23 protein-coding genes are annotated in these 25,744 nt (G+C 37.0%); 20 read left to right on the forward strand and 3 right to left on the reverse strand.

What is annotated here, in order from left to right:
• Window position 1: 1 nt before the first annotated feature.
• Complete coding sequence (gene coaD / locus Q1B07_RS00705) at window positions 2–484, forward strand: pantetheine-phosphate adenylyltransferase (protein WP_299086930.1); 483 nt, start codon at window positions 2–4, stop codon at window positions 482–484.
• A gap of 32 nt (window positions 485–516) precedes the next feature.
• On the opposite strand, the gene ylbJ is transcribed toward coaD, so the two are convergent.
• Entirely contained in the window at window positions 517–1,740 is a 1,224-nt protein-coding gene (gene ylbJ, locus Q1B07_RS00710) for a sporulation integral membrane protein YlbJ (RefSeq protein WP_299086931.1), read from the reverse strand.
• Window positions 1,741–1,975: 235 nt separating this feature from the next.
• Here ylbJ and Q1B07_RS00715 point away from each other — a divergent pair, with 235 nt between their 5' ends.
• Together Q1B07_RS00715 and Q1B07_RS00720 are read left to right on the forward strand one after the other, a co-directional pair.
• Entirely contained in the window at window positions 1,976–2,782 is an 807-nt protein-coding gene (locus Q1B07_RS00715) for a patatin-like phospholipase family protein (RefSeq protein ID WP_299087123.1), read from the forward strand.
• Entirely contained in the window at window positions 2,772–3,797 is a 1,026-nt protein-coding gene (locus tag Q1B07_RS00720) for a SepM family pheromone-processing serine protease (protein ID WP_299086933.1), read from the forward strand. The genes Q1B07_RS00715 and Q1B07_RS00720 overlap by 11 nt, the downstream gene beginning before the upstream one ends.
• Before the next feature lie 30 nt (window positions 3,798–3,827).
• Here the strand turns inward: Q1B07_RS00720 and Q1B07_RS00725 are convergent, their stop codons facing one another.
• A complete protein-coding gene (locus tag Q1B07_RS00725; RefSeq protein ID WP_299086935.1) occupies window positions 3,828–5,036 on the reverse strand; it encodes a nucleotidyltransferase in 1,209 nt (402 codons plus the stop codon).
• A 443-nt stretch (window positions 5,037–5,479) separates the two neighbouring features.
• Here Q1B07_RS00725 and Q1B07_RS00730 point away from each other — a divergent pair, with 443 nt between their 5' ends.
• From Q1B07_RS00730 to Q1B07_RS00740, 3 genes are all read left to right on the forward strand, one after another.
• A complete protein-coding gene (locus tag Q1B07_RS00730) occupies window positions 5,480–5,998 on the forward strand; it encodes a YceD family protein (protein ID WP_299087124.1) in 519 nt (172 codons plus the stop codon).
• 76 nt (window positions 5,999–6,074) lie between these two features.
• Window positions 6,075–6,248 (forward strand): 50S ribosomal protein L32, encoded by a 174-nt coding sequence (gene rpmF, locus Q1B07_RS00735; protein WP_046511069.1) that lies wholly within the window; start codon window positions 6,075–6,077, stop codon window positions 6,246–6,248.
• A gap of 346 nt (window positions 6,249–6,594) precedes the next feature.
• Window positions 6,595–7,209, forward strand: coding sequence for an RsfA family transcriptional regulator (locus tag Q1B07_RS00740; protein WP_299086939.1), 615 nt, complete (start codon window positions 6,595–6,597; stop codon window positions 7,207–7,209).
• 55 nt (window positions 7,210–7,264) lie between these two features.
• On the opposite strand, the gene Q1B07_RS00745 is transcribed toward Q1B07_RS00740, so the two are convergent.
• Window positions 7,265–7,735: an N-acetyltransferase gene (locus Q1B07_RS00745; RefSeq protein ID WP_299086941.1), complete on the reverse strand. Its 471-nt coding sequence runs from the start codon at window positions 7,733–7,735 to the stop codon at window positions 7,265–7,267.
• 293 nt (window positions 7,736–8,028) lie between these two features.
• Between Q1B07_RS00745 and Q1B07_RS00750 the strand changes: the two genes are divergently transcribed.
• From Q1B07_RS00750 to murB, 14 genes are all read left to right on the forward strand, one after another.
• Window positions 8,029–8,916 carry a 2-dehydropantoate 2-reductase gene (locus Q1B07_RS00750; RefSeq protein ID WP_299086943.1) on the forward strand — a complete coding sequence of 296 codons (888 nt, stop codon included), beginning with the start codon at window positions 8,029–8,031 and terminating at the stop codon, window positions 8,914–8,916.
• A 1-nt stretch (window position 8,917) separates the two neighbouring features.
• The gene (locus tag Q1B07_RS00755) at window positions 8,918–9,316 is read left to right on the forward strand and encodes a DUF3397 domain-containing protein (protein ID WP_299831015.1); all 399 of its coding nucleotides are present in this window, start codon (window positions 8,918–8,920) and stop codon (window positions 9,314–9,316) included.
• 176 nt (window positions 9,317–9,492) lie between these two features.
• On the forward strand, window positions 9,493–11,121 hold the full coding sequence (gene bshC / locus Q1B07_RS00760; RefSeq protein ID WP_299086946.1) for a bacillithiol biosynthesis cysteine-adding enzyme BshC: 1,629 nt from the start codon (window positions 9,493–9,495) through the stop codon (window positions 11,119–11,121).
• Between the two features lie 124 nt (window positions 11,122–11,245).
• Entirely contained in the window at window positions 11,246–11,677 is a 432-nt protein-coding gene (gene mraZ / locus Q1B07_RS00765) for a division/cell wall cluster transcriptional repressor MraZ (protein ID WP_046511050.1), read from the forward strand.
• A 75-nt stretch (window positions 11,678–11,752) separates the two neighbouring features.
• The gene (rsmH, locus tag Q1B07_RS00770) at window positions 11,753–12,685 is read left to right on the forward strand and encodes a 16S rRNA (cytosine(1402)-N(4))-methyltransferase RsmH (RefSeq protein WP_299086949.1); all 933 of its coding nucleotides are present in this window, start codon (window positions 11,753–11,755) and stop codon (window positions 12,683–12,685) included.
• 42 nt (window positions 12,686–12,727) lie between these two features.
• Window positions 12,728–13,090, forward strand: a complete 363-nt coding sequence (gene ftsL, locus Q1B07_RS00775) for a cell division protein FtsL (protein WP_299086951.1) — start codon at window positions 12,728–12,730, stop codon at window positions 13,088–13,090.
• 163 nt (window positions 13,091–13,253) lie between these two features.
• Window positions 13,254–15,476, forward strand: coding sequence for a penicillin-binding protein (locus tag Q1B07_RS00780; RefSeq protein WP_299087126.1), 2,223 nt, complete (start codon window positions 13,254–13,256; stop codon window positions 15,474–15,476).
• Between the two features lie 353 nt (window positions 15,477–15,829).
• The gene (locus tag Q1B07_RS00785) at window positions 15,830–17,776 is read left to right on the forward strand and encodes a stage V sporulation protein D (RefSeq protein WP_299086953.1); all 1,947 of its coding nucleotides are present in this window, start codon (window positions 15,830–15,832) and stop codon (window positions 17,774–17,776) included.
• Window positions 17,777–18,043: 267 nt separating this feature from the next.
• A complete protein-coding gene (locus Q1B07_RS00790; protein WP_299086955.1) occupies window positions 18,044–19,510 on the forward strand; it encodes a UDP-N-acetylmuramoyl-L-alanyl-D-glutamate--2,6-diaminopimelate ligase in 1,467 nt (488 codons plus the stop codon).
• A 294-nt stretch (window positions 19,511–19,804) separates the two neighbouring features.
• The gene (gene mraY, locus Q1B07_RS00795) at window positions 19,805–20,779 is read left to right on the forward strand and encodes a phospho-N-acetylmuramoyl-pentapeptide-transferase (RefSeq protein ID WP_299086957.1); all 975 of its coding nucleotides are present in this window, start codon (window positions 19,805–19,807) and stop codon (window positions 20,777–20,779) included.
• Window positions 20,780–22,135: a UDP-N-acetylmuramoyl-L-alanine--D-glutamate ligase gene (murD, locus tag Q1B07_RS00800; protein ID WP_299086959.1), complete on the forward strand. Its 1,356-nt coding sequence runs from the start codon at window positions 20,780–20,782 to the stop codon at window positions 22,133–22,135.
• 97 nt (window positions 22,136–22,232) lie between these two features.
• Window positions 22,233–23,333: a stage V sporulation protein E gene (gene spoVE, locus Q1B07_RS00805; RefSeq protein WP_299086960.1), complete on the forward strand. Its 1,101-nt coding sequence runs from the start codon at window positions 22,233–22,235 to the stop codon at window positions 23,331–23,333.
• Window positions 23,334–23,525: 192 nt separating this feature from the next.
• Window positions 23,526–24,620: an undecaprenyldiphospho-muramoylpentapeptide beta-N-acetylglucosaminyltransferase gene (gene murG, locus Q1B07_RS00810; protein ID WP_299086962.1), complete on the forward strand. Its 1,095-nt coding sequence runs from the start codon at window positions 23,526–23,528 to the stop codon at window positions 24,618–24,620.
• Window positions 24,621–24,642: 22 nt separating this feature from the next.
• Window positions 24,643–25,551: a UDP-N-acetylmuramate dehydrogenase gene (gene murB, locus Q1B07_RS00815; RefSeq protein ID WP_299086964.1), complete on the forward strand. Its 909-nt coding sequence runs from the start codon at window positions 24,643–24,645 to the stop codon at window positions 25,549–25,551.
• The last annotated feature ends 193 nt before the right edge of the window (window positions 25,552–25,744 follow it).

Genomic DNA, 25,744 nt, shown 5'->3' on the forward strand with positions numbered 1-25,744 from the left:
GATGGGAAGCATAGCAGTATGTCCAGGAAGCTTCGATCCAATTACATACGGACATTTGGATATTATTAAAAGAGGTGCAAAGGTATTTGATCAAGTATATGTTTGTGTATTAAACAATTCCTCAAAACAGCCCTTATTTTCAGTGGAAGAGCGTTGTGAATTAATTAGGGAAGTAACAAAGGAACTCCCAAATGTGATTGTTGAGTCATATAAAGGACTGCTTATCGATTATGCTCGTGAAAAGCAAGCGAAATCCATTTTAAGAGGTCTTCGTGCAGTATCCGATTTTGAATATGAGATGCAAATTACCTCTATGAACAGAGTGCTTGACGATCAAATTGAAACTTTTTTCATGATGACAAATAATCAATATTCATTTTTAAGTTCCAGCATTGTAAAAGAGGTTGCTAAATTTAAAGGGAATATTGCGGAGCTAGTGCCTGAAGCAGTTGAAAAGGCATTGAAAAGTAAATTTAACGAATAAGGGGTGAGGGGAATCCTCACCTTTATTTGTTATCATGTTGTCTTCGTAAACACATTCCGCTTACCGTATAAATAAATATAAACAAACAATGAAATAATGGTGATAAGCGGGCCAATATGAATCGTAACTTCCCAATAATCTTTTGCCCAATCAGGACTATGTTCCATTAAGAAGACAGGCAGTGAATTTGAGTGTTCGGCTTTTAAATCTAAATACAGGGGCTTAAATAAAAAGAATGCGATAATAGATGAGTAGATTCCCTGTAAAATTCGTGCAATAAAAAAGGGCTGAAAACGAATATCTGTCTCTGCTAAAATACTTGCTACCTGTGCCTGGATTGATAAGCCGCCAAAGGCTAAAATAAAGCTTGCAATCATCACCTTATCTAATAAATCCGCGGCTGCTTTACTGACGAGCTGATTCCCAAGCGTAATTTCAAAGATTCCGGTAATAAGAGGCACACTTAAACTTGTAGCAAGATGTAATAGCGATAGTAGTCCTGAAAAAACAGCTGCTAACCATGCGGTGACATGAACCAGCGCTAAAATCTGATTAAAAACAGAAAAAAGAATGATAAAGCCTCCGATCATAAGCAATGTTTGGATCGACGATATTACTGCATCACCCAGCATTTTTCCTAAAGGACGTGTTTCGTTGATCCTTGTTACATGCAATTCTTTAAAGGCAAGTTTTAGTGAAGGCAATAATTTGTATTTTTTTCCTCTCTCAAATTGTTTTTCTGATCCTCCATAAAATCTCATCGTTAATCCTACACATAAATTACCTAAGTAATGGGCGGAAGCTAATAAAAATCCAAGTGACGGTTCACCGAAAAAGCCAACAGCAACTGCACCGAAAATAAATAAGGGATTTGAAGAGCTGGTAAATGAAACTAAACGTTCTGCTTGTATGGAAGTAATTTGCTTTTCTTGTCGTATTCTAGCTGTCAGCTTTGCTCCAGCCGGATTCCCTGAGGCCATTCCCATTGCCCAAACAAAGCCTCCCACACCAGGTACCCGAAATATCGGCCGCATTAACGGTTCAAGCAAAACACCGATAAACTTCACAACTCCAAATCCTATTAGTAATTCTGATACAATAAAAAAAGGCAATAAAGATGGGAATACAACCTCCCACCAAATCTTTAATCCTCTAGTTGATGCAACAAGTGATTGTTCTGGATTGAGGATAATGGCAACCGTTAGCCCGCCGATAAAAATAGCGATAAAAATGGTTTTCAGGTTTGAAAGACTCAAAATGATGCCCCCTAAAATCTGAATGCATTTGTACGGTAGTAAATATGTGAAAGAATTCTATGTTTGTCGTACAACCTCTTTATTTCAATATACGAGAATAGGTGTGCATTTTAGACCATAAGAATGTCGTATATCTTATTTAGAAAAGAATTTTGGATGAATCCGCTCATTTAATCATAACTTAATATAAAAAAATTTTTTCTTGAAGGAACTTTCCTTCAACCAAAAGGAGGGCATCCCCTTGACGAAGGAGCCAAAAATCGGTCTAGCGCTTGGGTCAGGTGGAGCAAGAGGGTTTGCGCATTTGGGGGTATTGAAGGTTTTACGAGATTCAGGGATTCAGGTTGATTTAATCGCTGGAAGCAGCATGGGGGCACTTGTTGGATGTTTTTATGCTTCTGGATTAAGTATAGAAAGAATGTATCAATTTGCCTTAGCTTTCAAACGAAAGTATTATTTAGATTTTACGGTTCCGAAAATGGGCTTTATTGCAGGTAACCGGGTAAAGGAATTGATCCGTTTATTTACACATCGTAAGACGTTCTCAGAATTAGACATTCCGGTTGCGGTAGTCGCAACAGACTTATATGATGGTAGTAAGGTTATTTTTAAGGATGGTCCTGTGGCAGATGCTGTCAGAGCAAGTATTGCAATCCCTGGTATTTTTGTGCCTGAAAAAATAAATGGTAAACTATTAGTTGATGGAGGTGTTGTCGATCGGGTTCCTGTTTCAGTCGTAAAAGAAATGGGCGCAGACATCATCATTGCAGTTGATGTATCACATGTAAAACGAAATGAAGAGATTACGTCAATATTTGATGTCATCATGCAAAGTCTTGATATAATGCAAGATGAGCTAGTACACCATCGGGAAATAGCTTCAGATATAATGATTCGGCCGTATGTAGAACAATATAGCTCCCGCGCTTTTACGAATATTAAAGAAATAATTGAAATAGGTGAGAAGGAAGCCTTGCAGCATGTTGAAAAAATACATACACTTATTGCAAAGTGGAAGGAGACTAATTTTTGTGAAGAGTAAGACTTTTATACGTTCCATTATTTTGCTAGCAATGATTGTACTTATCATGACCTTTATAAAGCTTCCTTATTATGTGACACAGCCAGGAATGGCTTCAGAGCTGGAACCGATTATCGAGGTTGAAAACGGATATAAGGATGAAGAGGGGAGTTTTTCTTTAACAACTGTCCGCTTTGGTAGGGCAAATCCGATTACTTATATATGGGCCAAGCTGAATGATTTTTATTATATTCACCCGCTAGAGGAGATTAAAAGAGAAGAAGAGTCAGATGAAGAATATTTTAAAAGGCAATTACATATGATGGAGGCTTCACAGGAAGCAGCGATTTCTGTTGCTTACAAAAAAGCAAATAAGCCGGTGCATTATTCATTCAATGGGATCTATGTTGACGGAATTATCGATGATATGCCGGCAGCAGAGGTTCTTAAGGTTGGGGATCGTATATTTAAAGTAGATCAGCAGGAGTTTCAAACAGCTGAACAATTTATTGAATATGTAGCGCAAAAGAAAGCTGGGGAGGAAATATCGATTACCTTTGAACGAGATGAAGAACAAAAACAAGAGAAGATAAAGCTTGCAGCTTTTAAAGATGAGCCTACTAAAGTTGGGATTGGAATTTCTTTAGTAACAGATCGCAAACTAGAGGTAGAGCCTAATATAAAACTCGATACAGAGGAAATAGGCGGCCCTTCTGCCGGATTAATGATGTCACTGGAAATATATAATCAGTTAACAAAAGGTGATTTAACAAAAGGCTATGAAATTGCAGGGACTGGAACAATTAATACGGAAGGGGAAGTAGGACCAATCGGAGGGATTTCTCAAAAGATTGTTGCTGCTGATCATGCTGGAATTGATATTTTCTTTGCACCTAATGAAAAGGATAGCCCTGCATCGAATTACAAAGAGGCGGTAAAAGCAGGAGAAAAAATCAATACAGATATGAAGATCATTCCGATCGATACGTTTGATGAAGCGGTCGAATATCTAATAAATCTTAAAGAGAAAGGATAGTCTTTATTATCCCTTCTCTTTTAATATCATTTAAAGTCTAATGGGCGGGGTTGCATATTCTTCCTTTAAAAGCTTGGAGCGAAGTGGTTCAGAAAATATCATGTTATATGCAGCTGATGCCCTAATATCAATCTCTAACAATGGATGCTGAAATGTTGAAAGTTTCGAAACGATCGGTAGTTCGATTTGTTTTTTTACAGCATTCAAATATTCCTGTCCCTTTATTGACATACCTAATAGCCTAATATATGGGGCTGTCTCACCTTCGTTGATAGAGCTAATCTGCTGTTTAGTCGTTCTCGTTAAAATATGGGTACATAGTCTTTGAAGCCTTGTCCATGTATATCGTTTTGTTTTGAGTTGTTCCATGAAATGCTGAAAGCTTTCTGAGGATTGAATGATTTTTTTGATTCTGTTTTCCAGCCCTTCTTCTGCTTCGTAAATGGTAAGCAGCTCCTCCGAACTCATTGTTATCAAGGTGTATTTTAAGAAGTCAAAATAATGTTCCCAATTATGTAACAATCCAAAATGACTTTTATATTGATTCATTATTTGAAGCGTCTCATTTGGGACATAATTCGTAATAGACCCTTCTTTTGAAAATATAGCTTTTCTAATACTAGTTGCACTTGCAATTGAAGGAGAAACAAAGTTTTGTTCATGATAACCTGCAGCAGTCCGTTTAATTGTGTATGGTTTTATTTTGGCTTGCTGTCGGTTAATGGCTTTCACATAATAATAACCAAGGATATTATTTGGCAACGACAAGTCAAGTATGTCTTGTCCATTGGATATCTCCTGGAAGGCAAGTGTTAAGGCTGAAGGATAACTCACACCAGTTTTCATATATTTTTTGATAAAGTGATTATATTGTTCTTTGTGATGCAAAAGAAATTCATTCGCTTCTAAAAAAGGGTAGATTTCCCCAGACTCACTTCCAAAACAAAGTGATCGACAATGTAATGCTTCTAATATCGAAACCGCACCACTCGCAAATGTCTCTGCCTTTTGTGTTGCAAAAGCATAAGGAAGCTCAACCACTATATCAATGCCACTATGCAATGCCATTTTCGCCCTTTCCCACTTCGAAACAATAGCAGGTTCTCCTCTTTGCAAAAAGTTTCCGCTCATCACTGCAATTACAATATCCGCATTTGTTTTTTTTATGGATTGTATTAAGTGATAATAATGACCATTATGAAAAGGATTATATTCAACAACTAGACCTAAAGCGTGCACAAGATCACCACTTTTTTTATAGTATCGATTTTCATTATACAGCAAAGAATGATTGAACTTAAACTTAATATCATAATAGCTTGAAATGACTTTACAGGATGTTTAAAATAAGACATGTTAATAAGAAATCGTAAGGCGCTTAGCATTCGGCGACAATCATAAGGCGAATAGGAATAGAAGGTGTTCTTTACCTTCAATTCCTATTTGACTAGACCCTAGAGGCAGTTAACTACGCAACATCCTGTCGCATTAACTGCACTTGCACGTCCTGTGCTTCGCCGATGGCGCCTGGAACTAGACGCTAAAACTAAGTACAAAAAGTTATGCTTACTTACATTGTTAAAAAAGCATTTTTCATCAATACTAACACTGTAAAGAAAAAATATTGACAAATATTATTACGAAGGCTATAATTACCTTTGTTGCCTTGAGGTGATAACATGTTGAAATGGACAATTAGTCAACTACATCAATTGCAAAGCAAGGGATTGAGGATTGATGAAGAAATTGATTTAAGTGAACTGATCACAAGTCATAAAGATATTCGTGATCTTTCTCTAGTAAACGTAAACGGAAGAGCGGATATTAGCTCGACCAAGGTAACGTTTCATTTGTCAATTTCAGGTTCAATGGTTCTGCCTTGTTCTCGAACATTAGTGGATGTTCAGTATCCATTTTCAATTGATACAACTGAAACAATTTTATTAAAACCAGCAGATTATGATACGGATGAGGATTTTTATCTTGCTGAAGGTGAAATGGTTGATTTAACACCTGTTATTAAAGAATTAATCCTATTAGAAATTCCGATACAGGTATTCTGTGATGATGGTACAAATGAAGAAGGCGTTGCTCCGCAATCAGGGAAAGACTGGCAAGTTATTTCTGAAGAAGAACAGAAAGACAAGGTTGACCCGCGTTTGGCCGGTTTGGCAAAATTCTTCGAAAATGAGGATAGCTAAATTAAATTAGCTTATAACAAAATCGAAACCGACTTTCATCGGTTTGAATGCAACGCTCTTTAAGGAGGTGGGAATAATGGCTGTACCTTTTAGAAGAACTTCTAAAACAAGAAAAAGACTACGTCGTACGCATTTTAAATTACAAGTACCTGGTATGGTAGAATGCCCAAATTGCGGTGAAAGCAAACTTGCTCACCGTGTATGTAAAGCATGTGGAACATACAAAGGAAAAGACGTTGTGAACAAATAATTATTTGTTACAGCTAATAAAAGCGTGAGGATCAATGATCTTCACGCTTTTATTTTTTAGAAAAATTACTCTAAAACAGGCTTAATACGGAGTAATTCAAGAATAAATCAATCCTTAGTGTGCCGAAAACCTTGTTGAAAAAAAGTTTCATATCATAAGTTTACCTTTATATGTGTTACATCATTATGTTTATTTGAAAAAGACTGACACCATAGTATTTTTTTGCTTTATCAAGGCAATCTGAGCATTTTTGCTTTTTCTTTTACAAGTAATAGATTGTATTTAGTCTATCTATTCTAGTAGTTGCATATGTATAGAAAAAAAGTGACTATTGGAGGGATTATAGATGACTACTACGCGTCAAGATGCTTGGACACATGATGAGGATTTATTATTAGCGGAGGTTGTGCTAAGACATATCCGCGAAGGTGCAACACAGCTTGCGGCATTTGAGGAAGTAGGCAGAAAGTTATCGAGAACAGCTGCTGCCTGCGGGTTTCGCTGGAATTCTCATGTCCGTAAACAGTATAAGACGGGGATTGAGGTTGCGAAAAAACAGAGAAAAGAACTGAGAACCCTTCCTCAGCAAAAGGAAGAGCCAGTGGAGAAGCAGAATGTAAAAGAAGTAAACAATACGCAAACTGGACAATCAAAAAATACCATTAAAGAACTTATTTCATTTCTTCAGCAATACGAGGAAGCTCCATCTGTCCAAGAAATTCAACAAGAAAATCAACATTTAAAAGGGAAAATACGTGAATTAGAAGAAAAAGTAGCAACTCTTCAACAAGAAAAGGAAACACTGACAAATCATTTAGCCGTTATTGAAGAGGATTATCATGCATTGATTGAAATTATGGATCGTGCGAGAAAAATGGTCATTCTTCAAGAGGACGAGAGAAATAGAAAAGTAAAATTCCAAATGGATAAAAACGGAAATTTAGAGAGAGTAGAGAAATAATTGAGAGGGGGCTGATGCATGTCAGCCCTCTGTCTATTCGGTAGGATCACTTTTATTATTGTTGTTGTTCCGTTACCCCAGCAGGATACCATACTAATGGATTTTCACCCTTATCACGTTCCATATCATATTTAACTGGCTCAAACCCCATTTTTGACCAAAAATCCCCAGATTTTACCCGCGGGTTCGTTTTAATAGGCAAATTAAATGATTTTGCATATTCAACAAGTGCTCTGCCATAGCCATTCCCTTGATAACCAGGTAAAACCTCAAGCTTCCAAAGCTCTAAATAATCCTGCTTCGGACTAAAATATTGATCAAATTTTTTGTCCACACGGTAAAGACTCATTCGTGCAACAAGCTTATCGCCAAAATAAATCCCATAAAAAGGTGAGTCGCTGTCGTTTTCAATCATATTTGATTGAAGATCCTCAAGCATGGAAAGCTCTTGAATGCCATACTCTCTAAATTTCTTAAATTCCTCCAAGGTTTTATAATTAACTAACAATCTTTCAACTTTAAACATGATTTATTCCCCCTTGATGCAAATCAAATATTAAGAATATTTTAATTTAACATGAAAATAAGCTACTATATATTATAGCATGATACTTATCATTAATGCAGCTTAATAAGTTAATCGCTTTCAACTATTTGAGAGCTTTACGAATGGGAATTACATTTTCAATCATTAGGCAAAGTTCTAGTAAATTCAACGGTTATTTTGATATGATTATGCTAATGATACGTAAAAAATGGCAATTTACTGAAAATGGGAAATACACATAGATACTAGTAAGATAAATGTAGGTGGTTAAGGTGGAAATTGGAATTATTGGCGGTGGTTCAATCGGTCTGCTTTATAGCTTTTATCTAAGTAAGAACCATGTAATTACCCTTTATACAAAGCGAAAAGAACAAGCAGATCTAATTAATCAAAATGGCTTATCAATGCTAAAAGATGGTACACATGTTAAAACGTCTATAAAAGCCGATTTTTCAAGCAACTATAAAGAACAGTTGTTAATTGTAACAGTTAAACAATATGATATTGAGCAGGTTATTTCACTCTTGAAAAACCAATCACCACGAACTGTCTTATTTCTTCAAAATGGGATGGGGCATATAACATATTTGTCATCATTAACTGAGCATCAAATTCTGTTAGGGATTGCTGAACACGGGGCATTACGTGCAGATGATAACACAGTGCATCATACTGGAGTGGGAGTCACGAAAATCTCTCCTTATAGTCAGAAAAATAAATGTCATTTCATTTTTGATCAATTATTAAGGGAACAAGATCCTTCCTTTCCAATCGAAATAAAAGTTGATTGGAAAAAAATGCTTTCAGAGAAGTTGGTTGTTAACGCAACAATAAATCCACTAACTGCTGTTTTACATGTGAAAAATGGTTTATTAATAGAGAACCGCCATTATAAAAAAATACTGCATGAACTTTTTCTTGAAGTTGTCCATATATTGGGGTTGGAGAAAGAAAAATATCTATGGGATCATGTACAATCGATTTGTAAAAACACCTCTGAAAATAGCTCCTCGATGTTGAAAGATGTTCAAAGTGGACGACAGACAGAAATTGATTCTATTTTAGGCTATTTAATAAATCAAGCGGTCAATACCAACAAATCATACCCACACATTACTTTTCTTTATCATGCCATAAAAGGAATGGAGAGCGTTAGGTGACATGATGATGGATTTCTTTATATGGATCATTTCAATTGCTTTTGCACTTCCTATCGTTTGCTTTATTTTTTTACTCTTCACCTTGCGACTAATCGTAAAAAATAAAAAGAAATCGATCCTTTTGACTTTCGATATATCAACGATTTTCTTTATTATGTCTGTTCATTTTCTGTTGTTAACCCTATTTGGACGTTCTTTTCTACTGTATATAATAGTAGGGATTTTCAGCCTATCTTTACTTGTTTATTATATGGAGAATAAACGGACACAATCATCAATTGCAAGAACGTCAAAAAAGGTTTGGCGAATGTCATTTTTGTTTTTCTTTGTCAGTTACATCGTTTTAACCATATATGGTATAGCGGCTGGAATCATTCAGAATGCTTTTATCCCATCTTAACAGACACCAAGTCCCGGCTGTTGATAGTCTTTTTTCTAAGTGGATTACTTAAGTAATGTCTTTTTGTAATATAGAAGTGGATACAAGATGTTTTTAAGCAAAGTTTTTTTGTTTCAGCACTATAAATGCTATACTCAACCTTGGTATATCATAAATCTAGAAAGGAAGTTACATATATGGAGATTTTTGAACTCTCCCTGCGCTCTTCAAATCAATTTATGAACGACTTCAATGAGCAGAAGTTAAAGCAAGACAAATTCTTCGATTATAACATCCATACTAATGAGGTTTTTCAACATAGAGCTGCGGACTTAAAAAATCGTTCCTTTCAGCGTGAAGAGTTATCAGCTTATTTAAAGCGGTACGCAAAGCGATTTTCAGGAAATCTTGAGAAAACGTTAGAAAATATCGAGCGATTAAAGCACCCTGAAAGTGTAGTGGTTATTGGCGGTCAACAAGCTGGTCTCTTAACAGGCCCATTGTATACGATACATAAGATTATTTCGATACTTGTATTAGCTAAAAATGAAGAAAAGAAGCTGGGTATTCCTGTTATTCCAGTGTTCTGGATTGCTGGAGAAGATCATGATTTTGCGGAAATTAACCATGTTTTTGCTGCAAAGAACCATCTTCCCAAAAAAATGGCTATTAAAGATTCTCCACTTAAAAAGCAACCGGTCTCTGACTTGCCATTAAACAAGCAAAAAACAGTGGAGTGGATCGAACAAGTATTTGAAGCATTTGGAGAAACGGACCATTCAAATCATTTATTAGAGCAACTAATTAGTATGATTCAGAACTCAGCGACATATGTTGAATTCTTTGAGCATGCCATTATGGAGTTATTTAAACATGAAGGTTTAGTTCTTGTTAATTCAGGCGACCCGGGTCTTCGTCAACTTGAAAAAGCCTGTTTTCTGTCGATTGTTGATCAAAATCGCAGTTTGTATGATGCTGTAAAAATACAACAGGAGGAAATGCATGCACATCATTATCGCTCAATTATTGAAATGCCTGAGAACAGCGCAAATCTTTTTTATCATCATGAGGGAGAGCGTTTTTTAATTGAACGAAAAAATGATGAAGAATTTTTTGTTTCTGAAATTGGCTTATCTTTATCAAAGGCAGAATTGATCGATTTAATAAATACTTATCCACAAAAACTAAGTAATAATGTCGTTACAAGACCTATCATGCAGGAACATTTATTTCCTACACTTGCCTTTATCGCGGGCCCTGGTGAAGTAACCTATTGGGCTGAGCTAAAGCGAGTCTTTTCAATCATGGAAATCAAAATGCCTCCTGTTTTACCGAGATTAACGATCACTCTTTTAGAACGATCGATTGAAAGAAATATGACAGAAGCCAATATCTCGCTAGAAGATGTACTGCAAAATGGTGTGGGAAAATTAATTGATGATTTTCTACAATCAGTATCACCAGTGGATATGACTCCACTAGTTGAAGAGGCAAAACAAAAAATTTCAGGTATTCATGAAGGTTTAATTGAGGCTGCATTAAAAATTGATAAAAGCCTAGAACCGTTATTGAAAAAGAATGGACTATTTATTCAGGAACAACTCGACTTTTTACATCGTACTGTTGAGAAACGTAAACAACAACAGCATGAGGTACAGATTTCTAAATTTAAAGCAATGGAGTTATCGTTGCTCCCAAATTTGCAGCCCCAAGAGAGAATTTGGAATATATATTACTATTTAAATAAATTCGGGCCGGAATTTGTAGGAGAATTGCTAAACTTGTCATATTCTTTTAATGGTAAACATAAAATTGTCAAAATTTAAATAAAAGTTTTTTGAAAATCCTGTTTATACAGGGTTTTTTTTTTATGAAAACATCTGTAAAATAGGAAGTGGAGATAAGTGGGGGAAAGTGGTGAGATGAGGAGAGAAAGTGGGGGCAACGAGCATGTTTATGGGAGAATACCATCACACCATCGATTTAAAAGGCAGAATGATTGTCCCTTCTAAGTTCAGAGAAGGACTTGGAGAGACATTTGTCCTAACAAGAGGCTTAGATCAATGCTTGTTTGGATATCCGATGAGTGAATGGAAGCAGATTGAAGAAAAATTAAAAGCCCTCCCGCTAACAAAAAAAGATGCTCGTGCATTTACCCGTTTCTTCTTTTCAGGTGCGACCGAATGTGAATTGGACAAGCAAGGTCGTGTTAATATTGCTACACCTCTCTTGCAGTATGCAAAACTTGAGAAAGAGTGTGTTGTTATCGGCGTTTCAAATCGAATTGAGTTATGGAGCAAGTCCATTTGGGAAAATTATGTTGCTGAACAAGAGGATTCATTTGAAGAAATTGCTGAAAATATGATTGATTTTGATATATAATTCTCTCTTAAGCAAAAAATGAATAGTAAAGTGGACAAGCAGATCAAAAAAAGATTTGAAAAGGTGGTACAACTTATGTTTGAACATACAACGGTCTTGTTAAAGGAAACGGTCGATGGCTTACAAGTTAAGCCAGATGGTACATATGTGGATTGTACATTAGGCGGTGCTGGACATAGCAGCTATTTGTTATCAAAATTATCGAAAGCTGGTCGGTTGTTTGCGTTTGACCAGGATGATGTGGCATTAGCGAATGCAGAAAAAAAGTTGGAACAGTATAAGAGTCAGGTAACCTTAATAAAAAGCAATTTCCGTTACCTCACTGAAAAACTCGCAGAACATGGCGTTGAAAAAGTAGATGGAATTATTTTTGACCTCGGTGTATCTTCACCACAACTGGATACACCTGAAAGAGGATTTAGCTACCATCACGATGCGCCATTAGATATGAGGATGGATCAACAATCTGATCGATCAGCCTATGATGTTGTAAATAAGTGGTCATATGAGGAGCTAGTAAAGATCTTTTTCAAATATGGTGAAGAAAAATTTTCAAAGCAGATTGCACGAAAAATTGAAGCATATAGAGATAATCAACCAATTTGTACCACAGGAGAGTTAGTAGAAATTATTAAGGAAGCAATACCTGCTCCAGCTAGGAGAAAAGGTGGACATCCAGCTAAGCGGATTTTTCAGGCGATTCGAATTGCAGTTAATGATGAATTGAAGGTTTTTGAGGAAGCAATTGAGCAGTCAATTGACTTATTAAAACCAAATGGCAGAGTAAGTGTCATTACCTTTCATTCGTTAGAAGATCGCATTTGTAAATCTGCTTTTAAAGAGGCAGCAACACCGCCTGAACTCCCTCGTAATTTGCCATTTATACCGGAAGGCTATGAACCAAAAGTAAAAATAATAACTAGAAAGCCTATAATTCCATCAGAAAAAGAGCTTGAGGAAAACAACCGGGCAAGGTCAGCTAAATTAAGAATTGCGGAGAAAATGTAACAAGTATAGATTGCCATTAGAAAATAAAAGGAGGTTACAAACATGAGCAATTTAGCGATGAAATTAGAACAACAAAGGCAGGAGCAACAACAGCAGCAACGCGTACAAGAACCAATTATTATTAAGAGAAGAGCTTCGGTAACACCTGGAGAAAAATTCCTTATCGCCTTATTTATCGGCCTTCTCGTATTTGGCGCAGTAACGATTATTACAAAAAGCTACACTGTCTATCAAACCAATATTGAAATTCAAAAAACAGAAGCTAAAATTGAAAAGCAGACGAAGCTGAATAGTGACCTCCATGTACAAGTTGAGGAATTAAGCACATACGAACGCATCTGGGAAAAGGCAAAAGAACTAGGTTTAACTTTAGATCAAAACAATGTAAAGAGTGTTCAGAACTAATTAACTAACAGATGATATAGAGAGCTGAGCTACACATGTTTAGGTGGTGTAGCCAGCTTTTTTATATCCCCCTTAAAACACATACTCCATTCTTAACGGGGAAAAACCCCACTGATGGAAGTCTATGATAAAATAAAAAATGAATGAGGAGGTAGGCATGAAGATAACAAATAAAAACTTAAATATGAATAGAGGAGCAGCGATTTTGTCTTTACTATTTGCTCTTCTTTTTTTAGTCATATTTATCCGTTTTTTTTACATTCAAGCAACAGGAACAGTTCATGGTGAAGCCTTGGCTGCAAGAGCGGAGGAACTTTATGAAGAACAACGACCGATTGAAGCCACTCGGGGAAAAATCCTGGATCATAGCGGAGAGGTTATAGCAGAGGATAAAACCTCCTATAAACTTATTGCGATATTAGATGAAAAAGTAACAACAAATCCTAAAAAACCACAGCATGTTGTTGATGTTGATGAAACTGCTCAAAAGCTTGCCCCACTACTTGATATGAAAGTTAGTGAAGTAAAATCGATCCTTTCTAAAGAAGATTTGTTCCAAGTTGAATTTGGTTCAGCCGGCCGGGATCTTAGTCAAACACTTAAAGAAAAAATTGAAGAATTAGAGCTTCCTGGTATTACGTTTATCCCTGATAAACAACGTTTCTATCCAAATGGTGTGTTTGCTTCCCATTTAATTGGCTATGCTCAAACTCAAGAGGAGACGAAAGAAACTGTTGGCATGATGGGTCTGGAAAAAACGCTTGAGAAATATTTGCATGAAGAAGATGGCTATGTGAAATTTGAGAAAGACAATTATAATTGGAAGCTCCCAAATAGTGATGATGAAATTGTTGCACCACAAAATGGCAATGATGTTTATTTAACAATTGACCAGAAAATCCAAACCTTTCTTGAGGATGCAATGAATCAAGTTGTTGATGAGTTTTCACCTGAGAAGATAATCGCTGTTGTTGCAGACCCGAAAACAGGTAAAATATTGGCTATGGGACAGCGTCCAAGCTTTGATCCTAATATCAGAGATATTTCGTCATATACAAATGACGTGATTTCTTATCCATTTGAACCAGGATCAACGATGAAAATCTTTACACTTGCAGCTGCAATCGAAGAAGGAGTATACAATGGTAATGCCTATTTTCAGTCAGGGAAATATGCGATTGAAGGGCCGGATATTTCTGACCATAATGGGTCGGGATGGGGACCGATTACATACAATGAAGGGGTACAACGCTCCTCAAATGTTGGTTTTTCATTAATTGCAGATAAGCTATTAGGCACTGATCGATTATATCAATATTTAAATAAGTTTGGTTTCCTTGCAAAAACAGGAATCGATCTTCCAAATGAGGCCAATAGCAACATTAACTTTAAAACACATCGTGACCGAGTGACAACTGCATTCGGACAAGCATCAGCTGTTACACCGATTCAACAAATCCAAGCAGCAACAGCTATTGCAAATAATGGGAAAATGATGAAACCATATGTGATCGATAAAATTGTCGATACCGATAACAATGAAATCGTAAAACAGACAAAACCAAAGGTTGTTGGTCAGCCGATATCCGAAAAAACAGCAACGGAAGTGTTAAATATTTTAAAAACGGTTGTTAGCTCTGAAAACGGTACAGGTAAACCATTCCGAATTGAAGGTTATGAAGTTGCTGGTAAAACAGGAACAGCCCAAATTTATTCACCTGAAAAAGGGCGCTATTTATCTGGTAATGATAATCATGTCTTTTCCTTTCTTGGGATGGCGCCAAAGGATGATCCAGAGTTGATTGTTTATGTCGCTGTTCAAAAGCCTAAATTGGAAGGAAAAGCAGGATCTGTGCCAACGTCAATGATTTTTAATACGGTGATGAAAAATAGTCTTCAGTATTTGCAAATAGAACCAACCGAAGAAACGGATACGACAAATAGTGAGGACGAAGCAGATAATGGAATGACACTACCTTCACTAGTCGGAATGAAGACTACAGAGGCTGCAAATAAATTGAAAGAACTAGGATTGGAGCCAATCCTTCTTGGAAGCGGAGAGAACATAACAGCACAATACCCTGAAGCTGAAACATCAGTTATTGTGAATGAAAAAGTGTTTCTTCAAGTCTCTGAAAATGTGAAAATGCCAAATATTGCAGGCTGGTCAAAACGGGATGTCATGAAGATAGCTAATCTATTAGGTTTATCCGTTGAGACGGAAGGCTCCGGTTATGTTGTCGAGCAAAGTATTAAAAAGGATAGTTCGCTGAAAAAAGGAGATGTATTATCAGTCACCTTAGGAGCAACGGAAAAGAAAGAAACAACGGAAGAGAACGAAACAACGGAAGAGAACGAAACAACTGAAGAAAGTGAAACGGAATAAAGAATCAGAGGCTGTCTCAAAAGGGGTTGTCCCTTTGGTCAGCCTCTTTTTATCCCAATCTAAACGGGCAGTAAAACCCCAAAATAAAGATTCGATATAAGCTAATAAGATAAGTAGGGGATAACTGCCCGTAAAGATCCGATAAGTCCAGCTAACCAACAATGGGAGATGGCCGAATTCGCCACGTCCTGTGGCAAAGGCGGCACTTGTACATCCTGTACTTCGAGAAAACTCCCACTGTTGGAAGTCTCGCTTTATCCGATTCCAGAACTAAAAACACTCCTGTAAAAAGTTCTATCTAACCATGTACAAGCATATATTTGAACGAGCCTAGACAAGGGGGAGTAAAGGATATGCGGGTATCAAATGTAACGGTTAGAAAGCGGCTTGCTTTAACGTTGCTATTCGGTTTTTTCATTTTCTTAGTGATTGATATACGTCTAGGGTACGTTCAATTTTTTCTTGGGGATACTTTAACATCTGGTGCTAAGGATTTATGGAGCAGAAATATTCCTTTTGAACCTGAGCGTGGGGAAATTTTAGATCGCAACGGTGTAAAATTGGCAACTAACATGAGTGCTCCTACTATATATGTAGTACCAAGACAAATTGAAAATCCTGCAGAAACCGCAAAACAATTGGCAGCTGTATTAAATATGTCAGAGGAAAAAGCGTATAAACATGTTACTGAAAATGAATCAATCGTCAGGATCAATCCAGAAGGCCGAAAAATTTCACATGCTAAAGCAAATGAAGTAAGGGATTTGAATTTAAAAGGAATTTATATTGCTGAGGATTCAAAACGTTACTATCCATTCGGAAGCTATTTATCACATGTTCTCGGTTTTGCCGGAATTGATAACCAAGGATTATTAGGTCTAGAGGCTTACTATGATGAGCAGCTAAAGGGTGAAAAAGGATATGTAAAGTTTTTTTCTGATGCGAAAGGACAAAGAATGCCTGATGAAGCAGATGATTACACACCTCCTGAAGATGGGAATAATTTAAAATTAACGATTGATTCTCGAGTTCAAACAATTATTGAACGTGAATTGGATAATGTACAAGCAACCTATAATCCAGACGGTATTATTGCGATTGCGATGAATCCTAATAATGGTGAAATTTTAGCAATGTCCAGCAGACCTGATTTCGATCCTGCTAATTTTAGAGAGGTTGACCCGACCGTGTACAACCGCAATTTACCTGTTTGGAGTACGTACGAGCCAGGATCGACCTTTAAGATCATTACATTAGCAGCAGCGTTAGAAGAAAATAAGGTGAATTTAACGAAAGATACATTTAATGATAGCGGTTCGGTAGAGGTAGACGGAGCTAGGCTTCGATGCTGGAAAAGAGGAGGACATGGTCATCAAACTTTTTTAGAAGTTGTACAAAACTCATGTAACCCTGGTTTTGTGGAACTTGGTGAACGACTTGGTGAAGAAACTCTTTTTAAATATATTAAGGATTTTGGCTTTGGTCAAAAAACAGGGATCGACCTCCAAGGTGAAGGAAGAGGGATTTTGTTTAACCCTGAGAGAGTTGGACCTGTTGAGCTCGCCACAACAGCGTTTGGTCAGGGTGTCTCTGTCACACCGATCCAACAGGTGGCTGCTGTTTCTGCTGCAGTTAATGGAGGAATATTATATACTCCTTATATTGCAAAGGAATGGGTAGACCCTGTAACAAACGAGGTGATCAGTAGACAGACACCTGTAGCAAAAAAACGGGTCATCTCTGAAGAAACATCGAAGGAAATCCGTTATGCACTTGAAAGTGTCGTTGCACTTGGAACAGGACGTAATGCATATGTTGACGGCTATCGCGTAGGCGGAAAAACCGGTACAGCCCAAAAGGTTAAAGATGGTCGTTACATGGAAAACAATCATATCGTTTCATTTATCGGATTTGCTCCAGCGGATGATCCCCAAGTGGTAGTTTATGTTGCGGTTGATAATCCTAAAGGAACCGTCCAATTTGGTGGAACCGTCGCTGCTCCAATTGTAGGCAATATCATGCGTGATGTCTTGCCAGAACTAGGTGTAAAGCCTAGAAAAAACCAAATTGAAAAGGAATATAAATGGCTGGACACAAAATTAGTCGAAATCCCGAATATTTTAGGGCTGACTAAACAAGAGTTAACAGAGCAGTTTGTAAACTTGAAGCTAGATGTTGCTGGTGAAGGAGATGTTGTTGTGCAGCAATCCCCAGAAGCAGGTGTAAAAGTAAAAGAGGGCTCGACAATACGGGTCTATTTAGGCGAAAGCGATAAAAAGGAGAGCGAAGTAAACGAGTAATCCTTTAGAAAGCATGGCAATTGCGTTTTAGAAAGCAAGATTGTCAGGCTTTCTTTCTGTTTAATAGGCGGGACAAAAAATTCAAAAAAATAAAACATTTAAATTTTAACTACCTTTTTCAAAAGAAAATGAAACGAAGGATAGCTCTTTTTATTTAAGTAAGATAAAATAATAACGGAGCATGATGAAGCAGGGTATAGGCTTTTAAAAACAACAACTGCTGTTTTTAAATTTCAACCTGAACCTTTATGAAAGTAGGAAAGAAACGTGAAATTAAAAGAGTTACTTACATATTTGCATGAGACTTCTATTGAAGTAAAAGACAATCCCATTATTACATCGATTGAGATGGATTCAAGAGAAGTTAAGGATGGCAGTTTATTTATTTGTATAAAAGGTTATACAGTTGATGGCCATGACTATGCAAAGAAGGCACAGGAAAGTGGGGCTGCGGCAATTTTGGCCGAAAGGCAGCTGGAAGGGTTAGCAATTCCTGTAATTGTAGTAAAGGATACAAAACGGGCAATGGCGGTGCTGGCAGATATCTTTTATGGTCAGCCGACTCATGATTTACACTTAATTGGAGTAACCGGGACGAATGGGAAAACAACAACAACACATATCATTGAAAAGATCTTAAATGAGGCTAATAAAACAACCGGTTTGATTGGTACGATGTACATAAAAATAGCAGAGGAATTGAAAAGTGTAAGAAATACTACTCCTGAAAGTTTGACACTACAAAAGACATTCCAGGAGATGAAGGATAAAGAAGTTTCCCATGCTGTTATGGAGGTTTCCTCCCATGCCCTTCATTTAGGGAGAATACATGGTTGTGATTTCAATGTTGCTGTTTTTACAAACCTTTCACAGGATCATTTAGATTATCATAAAACGATGGAAGCATATAAATATGCAAAAGGGCTTTTATTTGCTCAATTAGGAAATCGTTATGATCATGATCATATTAAAATTGCCGTTTTAAATGCAGATGAAGAAGCTTCAGAAGAATTCAAGAAAATGACAGCAGCTAAAATCATCACGTATGGCATTGATAATAATGCTGATATAATGGCTAAAGAAATAAAAATGACCTCAAAAGGAACTGAATTTGAATTAATAACACCTGTCGGCACGAAAAAAGTAATCATTAAGATGCTCGGAAAATTTAGTGTTTATAATGTTTTGGCCGCTGTATCTGCTAGTTTAGCATCAGGTGTTGAATTAACTACGATTATTAAAGCAATAGAGAAAATTGAGGGAGTCAGAGGACGCTTTGAACTTGTAACAGGCGGTCAGGATTATACTGTAATTGTCGACTATGCCCATACTCCTGATAGTTTAGAAAATGTTCTTCAAACAATAAAGCAATTTGCTGAAGGCAAGGTGTATTGTATAGTAGGCTGCGGCGGTGATCGAGATAAAACGAAAAGACCGCTAATGGCAAAAATTGCAGTAAAATATAGTGACGAACCAATTTTTACATCAGATAACCCAAGAAGTGAAGACCCAATGATGATTCTTAAAGACATGGAAGCAGGGGTGACTGGAGAGCATTATCAATTGATTTCAAATCGGGAAGAAGCGATTTTCTTCGCAATTGATAAAGCGAAAAAAGGTGATGTCATCTTAATCGCCGGGAAAGGCCATGAAACATACCAGATTATCGGTAATCAAACATTTGATTTTGATGACAAGGAAGTTGCTTTACAAGCCATTAATAAAAGCAAGTAAATATTCAAATAAGAAAAGAAACATTATATTGATCTGTAATATTGTAGGGAAAATACAAAAGCAATGAAACAAAACTAGTCTATGCTTGAAATGGGGACCGGAATGTAAGATAAATAGGTGTCGTTTCGTCCCCATTTCCATCATAGGATAGGTACAAAGGATAGAAAGAGAAGTTGATAAAATGAATGACATACAGTTAAATACACATATTAATGCATACTGCTTATATGATCGTTTCAATGTTCAAATGGGCGAGATTTTGACCGGAACGAAGAAAGAAGGGAGGGAATATACATGCTAGAGCAGGTAATTTTAATAACGCTCGTCATGGGATTTTTAATAAGTGTACTGCTTTCTCCAATCATTATTCCTTTCCTAAGGAGATTAAAATTTGGTCAGAGCATAAGGGAGGAAGGTCCTAAATCACATCAAAAAAAATCGGGAACGCCAACGATGGGAGGAGTTATGATCATCTTTTCGATCATCATAACAACCATTGTGATGACAGGAAAATTTTCTCAATTAAGTGTTGAAATGTATTTGCTATTGTTTGTAACAGTTGGCTATGGATTACTAGGGTTTCTAGATGACTTTATAAAGGTCGTTATGAAAAGAAACCTTGGATTAACATCAAGACAAAAATTACTCGGCCAAGTTATCATTGCCGTTATCTTTTACCTAGTCTTTACCCAATATGGGTTTTCAACAGAAATTGCTATTCCAGGTACTGCTTTATCCTTCGATTTAGGATGGGGTTATGTTGTACTTGTCATTTTCATGCTTGTCGGGGGATCAAATGCAGTAAACCTGACAGATGGTTTAGATGGATTATTATCAGGTACTGCTGCTGTTGCCTTTGGTGCTTTTGCTGTTCTTGCCTGGAATCAATCTCAATATGACGTTGCAATTTTTTCAGTAGCTGTTGTAGGGGCAGTATTAGGATTTTTAGTATTTAATGCGCATCCGGCAAAAGTATTTATGGGTGATACTGGTTCACTAGCCCTAGGTGGAGCAATTGTTACAATTGCGATTTTAACAAAACTGGAAATTCTACTTGTTTTAATCGGAGGAGTATTTGTTATTGAGACGCTATCAGTGATCATTCAAGTACTTTCATTTAAAACAACTGGAAAAAGAGTATTTAAAATGAGCCCGCTTCATCATCATTATGAATTAGTTGGCTGGTCTGAGTGGCGGGTTGTTGTTACATTCTGGACAATAGGGTTTGTTTTTGCAGTGCTTGGAATCTATATTGAGGTGTGGATGTAAGTGAAAAAGATTAGTGATTATATACATAAAGAGATTTTAGTTATAGGATTGGCAAAAAGCGGCTTAGCAGCCACTAAATTGTTGCATCAGCTTGGAGCTAAGGTAACAGTTAATGATTTAAAAGCAACGGAAACGGATGAAGCTGTTCAAGAATTAAAAGAACTCGGGATAAAGGTTGTTTGCGGGGGACATCCACTTTCATTACTTGAAGAAAACACAGTAGATTTAGTTGTGAAAAATCCTGGCATCCCATATTCAAATCCATTGATTTCTCTGGCTGAAGAGCTCAATCTCCCAATTATTACAGAGGTTGAATTAGCCTATAAAGTATCTGAAGCTGACATTATCGCAATTACTGGTTCAAACGGGAAAACTACGACAACAACATTAATATATGAAATGCTTAAGGAAGATCAACAGCAACCATTAATTGCAGGAAACATCGGAACGGTTGCTTGTGAGGTTGCACAGAAGGCTACAAAAGATAATGTCATTGTGATGGAATTATCATCTTTCCAACTATTAGGAACGATCGAGTTTAAGCCTGCAGTTGCAATCATATTAAATATTTTTGATGCACATTTAGATTATCATGGAACGAAGAAAGAGTATGTCTACGCAAAGGGAAAAATTTATGAGAACCAAGCGGAATCTGATGTTTCGATTATTAATTTTGATGATCGGGAAGTTTGTGAGCGTTCAGAAAAATCGAATGGGAAAAAACTCTATTTCTCTACAACAACTGAACTAGATGGCGGCACCTATATAAAAGAAAACTGCATTTGGTTTAAGGGTGAAAAAATCATTTCTTTGGCTGATATCGTATTACCTGGTATTCACAACCTTGAAAATATCCTTGCTGCTGTTTCTGCAGTTAAAACAAGGGGTGTAGCAAACGAATCCATCCATAAAGTTCTGACATCCTTTACAGGTGTTAAACATCGACTTCAATATGTTGAAACGATAAACAGCCGTCGTTTTTATAATGATTCAAAAGCAACCAATATTTTAGCAACGAGTAAAGCTCTTCAAGCATTTTCCGGACCAACTATTTTGCTGGCTGGAGGACTTGATCGCGGAAATGAATTTGATGAATTAAAGCCATATTTGGAAAATGTAAAAGCAATGATTTTATTCGGTCAAACAGCTCCAAAATTAGAGAGGATTGCAATCGAAAGTGGAATAGAAGTTGTCAAACGTGTCGATAATGTGGAACAAGCGGTAAAAACGGCGTTTGAAATCTCCGAAGAAAATGATGTTATTCTTTTATCACCGGCCTGTGCAAGCTGGGATCAATATAAAACTTTTGAACAAAGAGGAGACATTTTTATACATGCCGTGCATAAGCTTAAGTAAGGGCTTGTACGATTTTTTCTAGATTTTTTTAAAGGCGCACTCTGCGCTTTTTGTCTTGCCAAAGCCCTTAAATAAATTGGTACTGGGGTGTTCGGCGTTGACAGCAAAAAGGTCTACACCAGACTTTATTTTAGTGATCCTTACGTTGCTCCTTTTAACAGTTGGTCTCATTATGGTATACAGTGCTAGTGCGGTGTGGGCGACGTATAAATTCGATGATTCTTTCTTTTTTGCTAAGCGGCAGCTCCTATTTGCTGGCGTAGGTGTTATCGCTATGTTCTTTTTAATGAATGTTGATTATTGGACATGGAGATCATGGGCAAAAATGTTAATCATCATTTGCTTTTTCCTTTTAATCGCCGTATTAATTCCTGGAATAGGCATGGAAAGAAACGGCTCAAGAAGCTGGATTGGGGTCGGAGCTTTTTCAATTCAGCCTTCAGAATTTATGAAGTTGGCCATGATCGCTTTTTTAGCAAAGTTTCTATCTGAAAACCAGAAGAAGATTACTTCGTTTAAAAAGGGTCTGGTACCTTCTTTAGGTATTGTTTTTTCGGCATTTGGCATTATTATGATGCAGCCTGATTTAGGTACAGGGACAGTAATGGTTGGGACTTGTATTGTGATGATTTTTGTATCGGGTGCTAGAATCACTCATTTTGTATGGCTTGGTCTCTTAGGTGTAGCGGGATTTGTAGCATTAGTTTTATCTGCTCCATACCGCATTAAGCGGATTACTTCGTTTTTAGATCCCTGGGAAGACCCGTTAGGGAGCGGGTTCCAAATTATTCAGTCTCTTTATGCTATAGGCCCTGGAGGATTATTTGGATTAGGGCTCGGACAGAGCAGACAAAAGTTTTTTTACCTGCCAGAGCCGCAAACAGACTTTATTTTCGCCATCCTGGCTGAAGAGTTAGGTTTTATCGGCGGATCATTTGTCCTTTTGCTTTTCGGTTTACTGCTGTGGCGAGGAGTGAGGATTGCGCTAGGTGCTCCTGATTTATATGGCAGTTTTTTAGCAATCGGAATCATTACAATGGTTGCGATTCAGGTCATGATTAATGTTGGAGTTGTCACAGGTCTCATGCCAGTTACAGGAATTACCTTGCCATTTTTAAGCTATGGGGGCTCATCGCTGACCTTAATGTTAATGGCGATCGGTGTCCTATTAAATGTTAGCAGGTATTCAAAATATTAAAGTTTTATCAAAAGGTTATTTATCCTGATAATGATATAATGAGGCTGACGATAGGGAAGCGATAGACTTTAGGCTTTAATCTTTGCCTTAAGTGAGTACCTTACTAGTCAGCCTTCGTCACGTTTACATATGAAGAAGCGACAATTGTACTTAGTCGATATGCTTAACAATTGATAAAATGGGGGAATTAGAATGAGGATCGTCGTTAGCGGCGGAGGAACGGGAGGGCATATTTACCCTGCCCTTGCGTTAATAAAAGAAATTAAAAAACATCATTCACATGTTGAATTTTTATATATTGGCACGAATAATGGATTAGAAAATAACATTGTAAAGCGGGAAGGGATCGATTTTAAAGCCATTGAAATTACAGGCTTTAAACGAAAACTATCATTCGAAAATGTTAAAACAGTCACTCGATTTTTAAAAGGTGTTAAAGTAAGTAAAAAATACTTGAGAGATTTTAAACCTGATGTTGTAATCGGAACGGGCGGTTATGTTTGCGGACCAGTCGTCTATGCAGCTTCAAAGCTGAACATTCCTACCATCATTCATGAACAAAATAGTTTGCCTGGCATTACTAATAAATTTTTATCCCGTTATGTTGACAAAGTCGCCATTTGTTTTGAAGATGCAAGAAAGTATTTTCCTGAGCATAAAGTAGTTTTAACTGGAAACCCCCGGGCATCTGAGGTTTTAGGTCAAGATGCTGAAAAGGGGAGACGTTCTTTAGGGCTTAAAGCATTTAAGAAAACAGTCTTAATTTTTGGAGGCAGTCGTGGTGCAAAGGCAATTAATGAAGCTGTCTTGGAAATGATTCCGACTTTACATGATAAACCATACCAGGTTGTTTATGTAACAGGAGAGGTCCATTATGATAAAGTCATGAAGGAAATGGATGCATTGGGTGACTCTTCCCATGTTGTTATTAAACCATTTATTCATAATATGCCAGAGGTATTGGCGTGTGTTGATTTAATTGTTTCCAGAGCGGGAGCAACATCACTTGCGGAGATAACTGCATTAGGGATCCCAAGCATATTAATTCCAAGTCCCTATGTTACAGCAAATCACCAAGAAAAAAATGCTAGATCTTTAAGTGATCATGATGCGGCAATTATGCTTCGTGAACAAGAACTTAACGGAAGGTTATTGTTATCACATATTGATGATATCTTATTAAACGAGGCGAAATTAGATCAGATGAAGAATGCCTCAAAAAAGCTTGGTATCCCAGATGCAGCTTCAAGGTTATATCAAGTGATGAAGAATCTTTCAAGGAAATAAAGGCAAGCTTAAGGAGGTTATTATGAACACATTATATAAAGAATTGGCGGATGCGAATATAGGCAAGGTTATTGAAAATGAACCGTTAGCAAAGCATACAACGATGAAAATTGGGGGTCCAGCTGAACTATTTATTGAACCGAATAGCATAGACGATCTGGCAAGAGCTTTCCAAATTATAAAAAAACATGGAGTTAAGTGGAGAGCAATTGGAAGAGGCTCAAATCTCCTTGTTGCGGATAAGGGAATTAAAGGCGTTGTCATAAAGCTCGGTTCGGGAATGGATGATTTTGAGTTAGCTGGGGAGACCCTTACTGTGGGCGGAGGTTGTTCCGTTATTAAGCTCGCAACGCTCATAAGTAAAAAAGGCTTTTCAGGTTTAGAGTTTTCAAGCGGGATTCCGGGTTCTATCGGAGGAGCAGTATATATGAATGCTGGTGCACATGGATCCGATATGTCAAAAATATTAAAGAAAGCACATATCTTGTTTGAAGACGGTACGATGGAATGGTTAACGAATGAGGAGATGGAATTCTCCTACAGAACCTCTATCTTGCAAGAAAAAAGACCAGGTATTTGTATAGAAGCGGTATTAAACTTGCAAAAAGGTAAAAAAGAAGATATTGTAGCGGTTATGCAAAAAAATAAGGATTATCGTAGAGAAACTCAGCCTTGGAATTACCCATGTGCTGGAAGTATTTTTCGTAATCCTCTTCCAAAATATGCGGGACAGTTAGTTGAAGAAGCTGGATTAAAAGGGTATCAAATTGGCGGTGCTAAAATATCTGAAATGCATGGGAACTTTATTGTGAATGCTGGAGGGGCAACGGCACAAGATGTATTAGATCTTATTTCATTCACAAAAAAGACGGTTTTGGATAAGTACGGGATTACATTGGAAACAGAAGTCGAAATAATCGGCCTAAATTAAACAAACATCACCATTATTTCCTTTTCCTGTGTTATAATGACAATATAAAAATTGTTCATGAAATGATGGAAATGGCTCAATTTTTCTGCTCTTTTATAAATAATGGTTTTCGGTTAACAAATGGGCTGTCTCAGAAAGGGTCTGACCCTTTGGTTTTTGAGGCAGTCCTATTTTATCATTAAATCGTTAAACT

Source organism: uncultured Metabacillus sp. (genome assembly GCF_947503125.1).
In the GTDB taxonomy this organism is placed as follows: Bacteria; Bacillota; Bacilli; order Bacillales; family Bacillaceae; genus Metabacillus.

Excerpts from the sequence above, each read along its gene's own strand:
- coaD (WP_299086930.1), top strand. The coding sequence starts at position 2 with ATGGGAAGCATAGCAGTATGTCCAGGAAGCTTCGATCCAATTACATAC.
- rpmF (WP_046511069.1), top strand. The coding sequence starts at position 6,075 with ATGGCTGTACCTTTTAGAAGAACTTCTAAAACAAGAAAAAGACTACGT.
- Q1B07_RS00740 (WP_299086939.1), top strand. The coding sequence starts at position 6,595 with ATGACTACTACGCGTCAAGATGCTTGGACACATGATGAGGATTTATTA.
- Q1B07_RS00745 (WP_299086941.1), bottom strand. The coding sequence starts at position 7,735 with ATGTTTAAAGTTGAAAGATTGTTAGTTAATTATAAAACCTTGGAGGAA.
- Q1B07_RS00755 (WP_299831015.1), top strand. The coding sequence starts at position 8,918 with ATGATGATGGATTTCTTTATATGGATCATTTCAATTGCTTTTGCACTT.
- bshC (WP_299086946.1), top strand. The coding sequence starts at position 9,493 with ATGGAGATTTTTGAACTCTCCCTGCGCTCTTCAAATCAATTTATGAAC.
- mraZ (WP_046511050.1), top strand. The coding sequence starts at position 11,246 with ATGTTTATGGGAGAATACCATCACACCATCGATTTAAAAGGCAGAATG.
- rsmH (WP_299086949.1), top strand. The coding sequence starts at position 11,753 with ATGTTTGAACATACAACGGTCTTGTTAAAGGAAACGGTCGATGGCTTA.
- ftsL (WP_299086951.1), top strand. The coding sequence starts at position 12,728 with ATGAGCAATTTAGCGATGAAATTAGAACAACAAAGGCAGGAGCAACAA.
- Q1B07_RS00785 (WP_299086953.1), top strand. The coding sequence starts at position 15,830 with ATGCGGGTATCAAATGTAACGGTTAGAAAGCGGCTTGCTTTAACGTTG.
- mraY (WP_299086957.1), top strand. The coding sequence starts at position 19,805 with ATGCTAGAGCAGGTAATTTTAATAACGCTCGTCATGGGATTTTTAATA.
- murG (WP_299086962.1), top strand. The coding sequence starts at position 23,526 with ATGAGGATCGTCGTTAGCGGCGGAGGAACGGGAGGGCATATTTACCCT.
- murB (WP_299086964.1), top strand. The coding sequence starts at position 24,643 with ATGAACACATTATATAAAGAATTGGCGGATGCGAATATAGGCAAGGTT.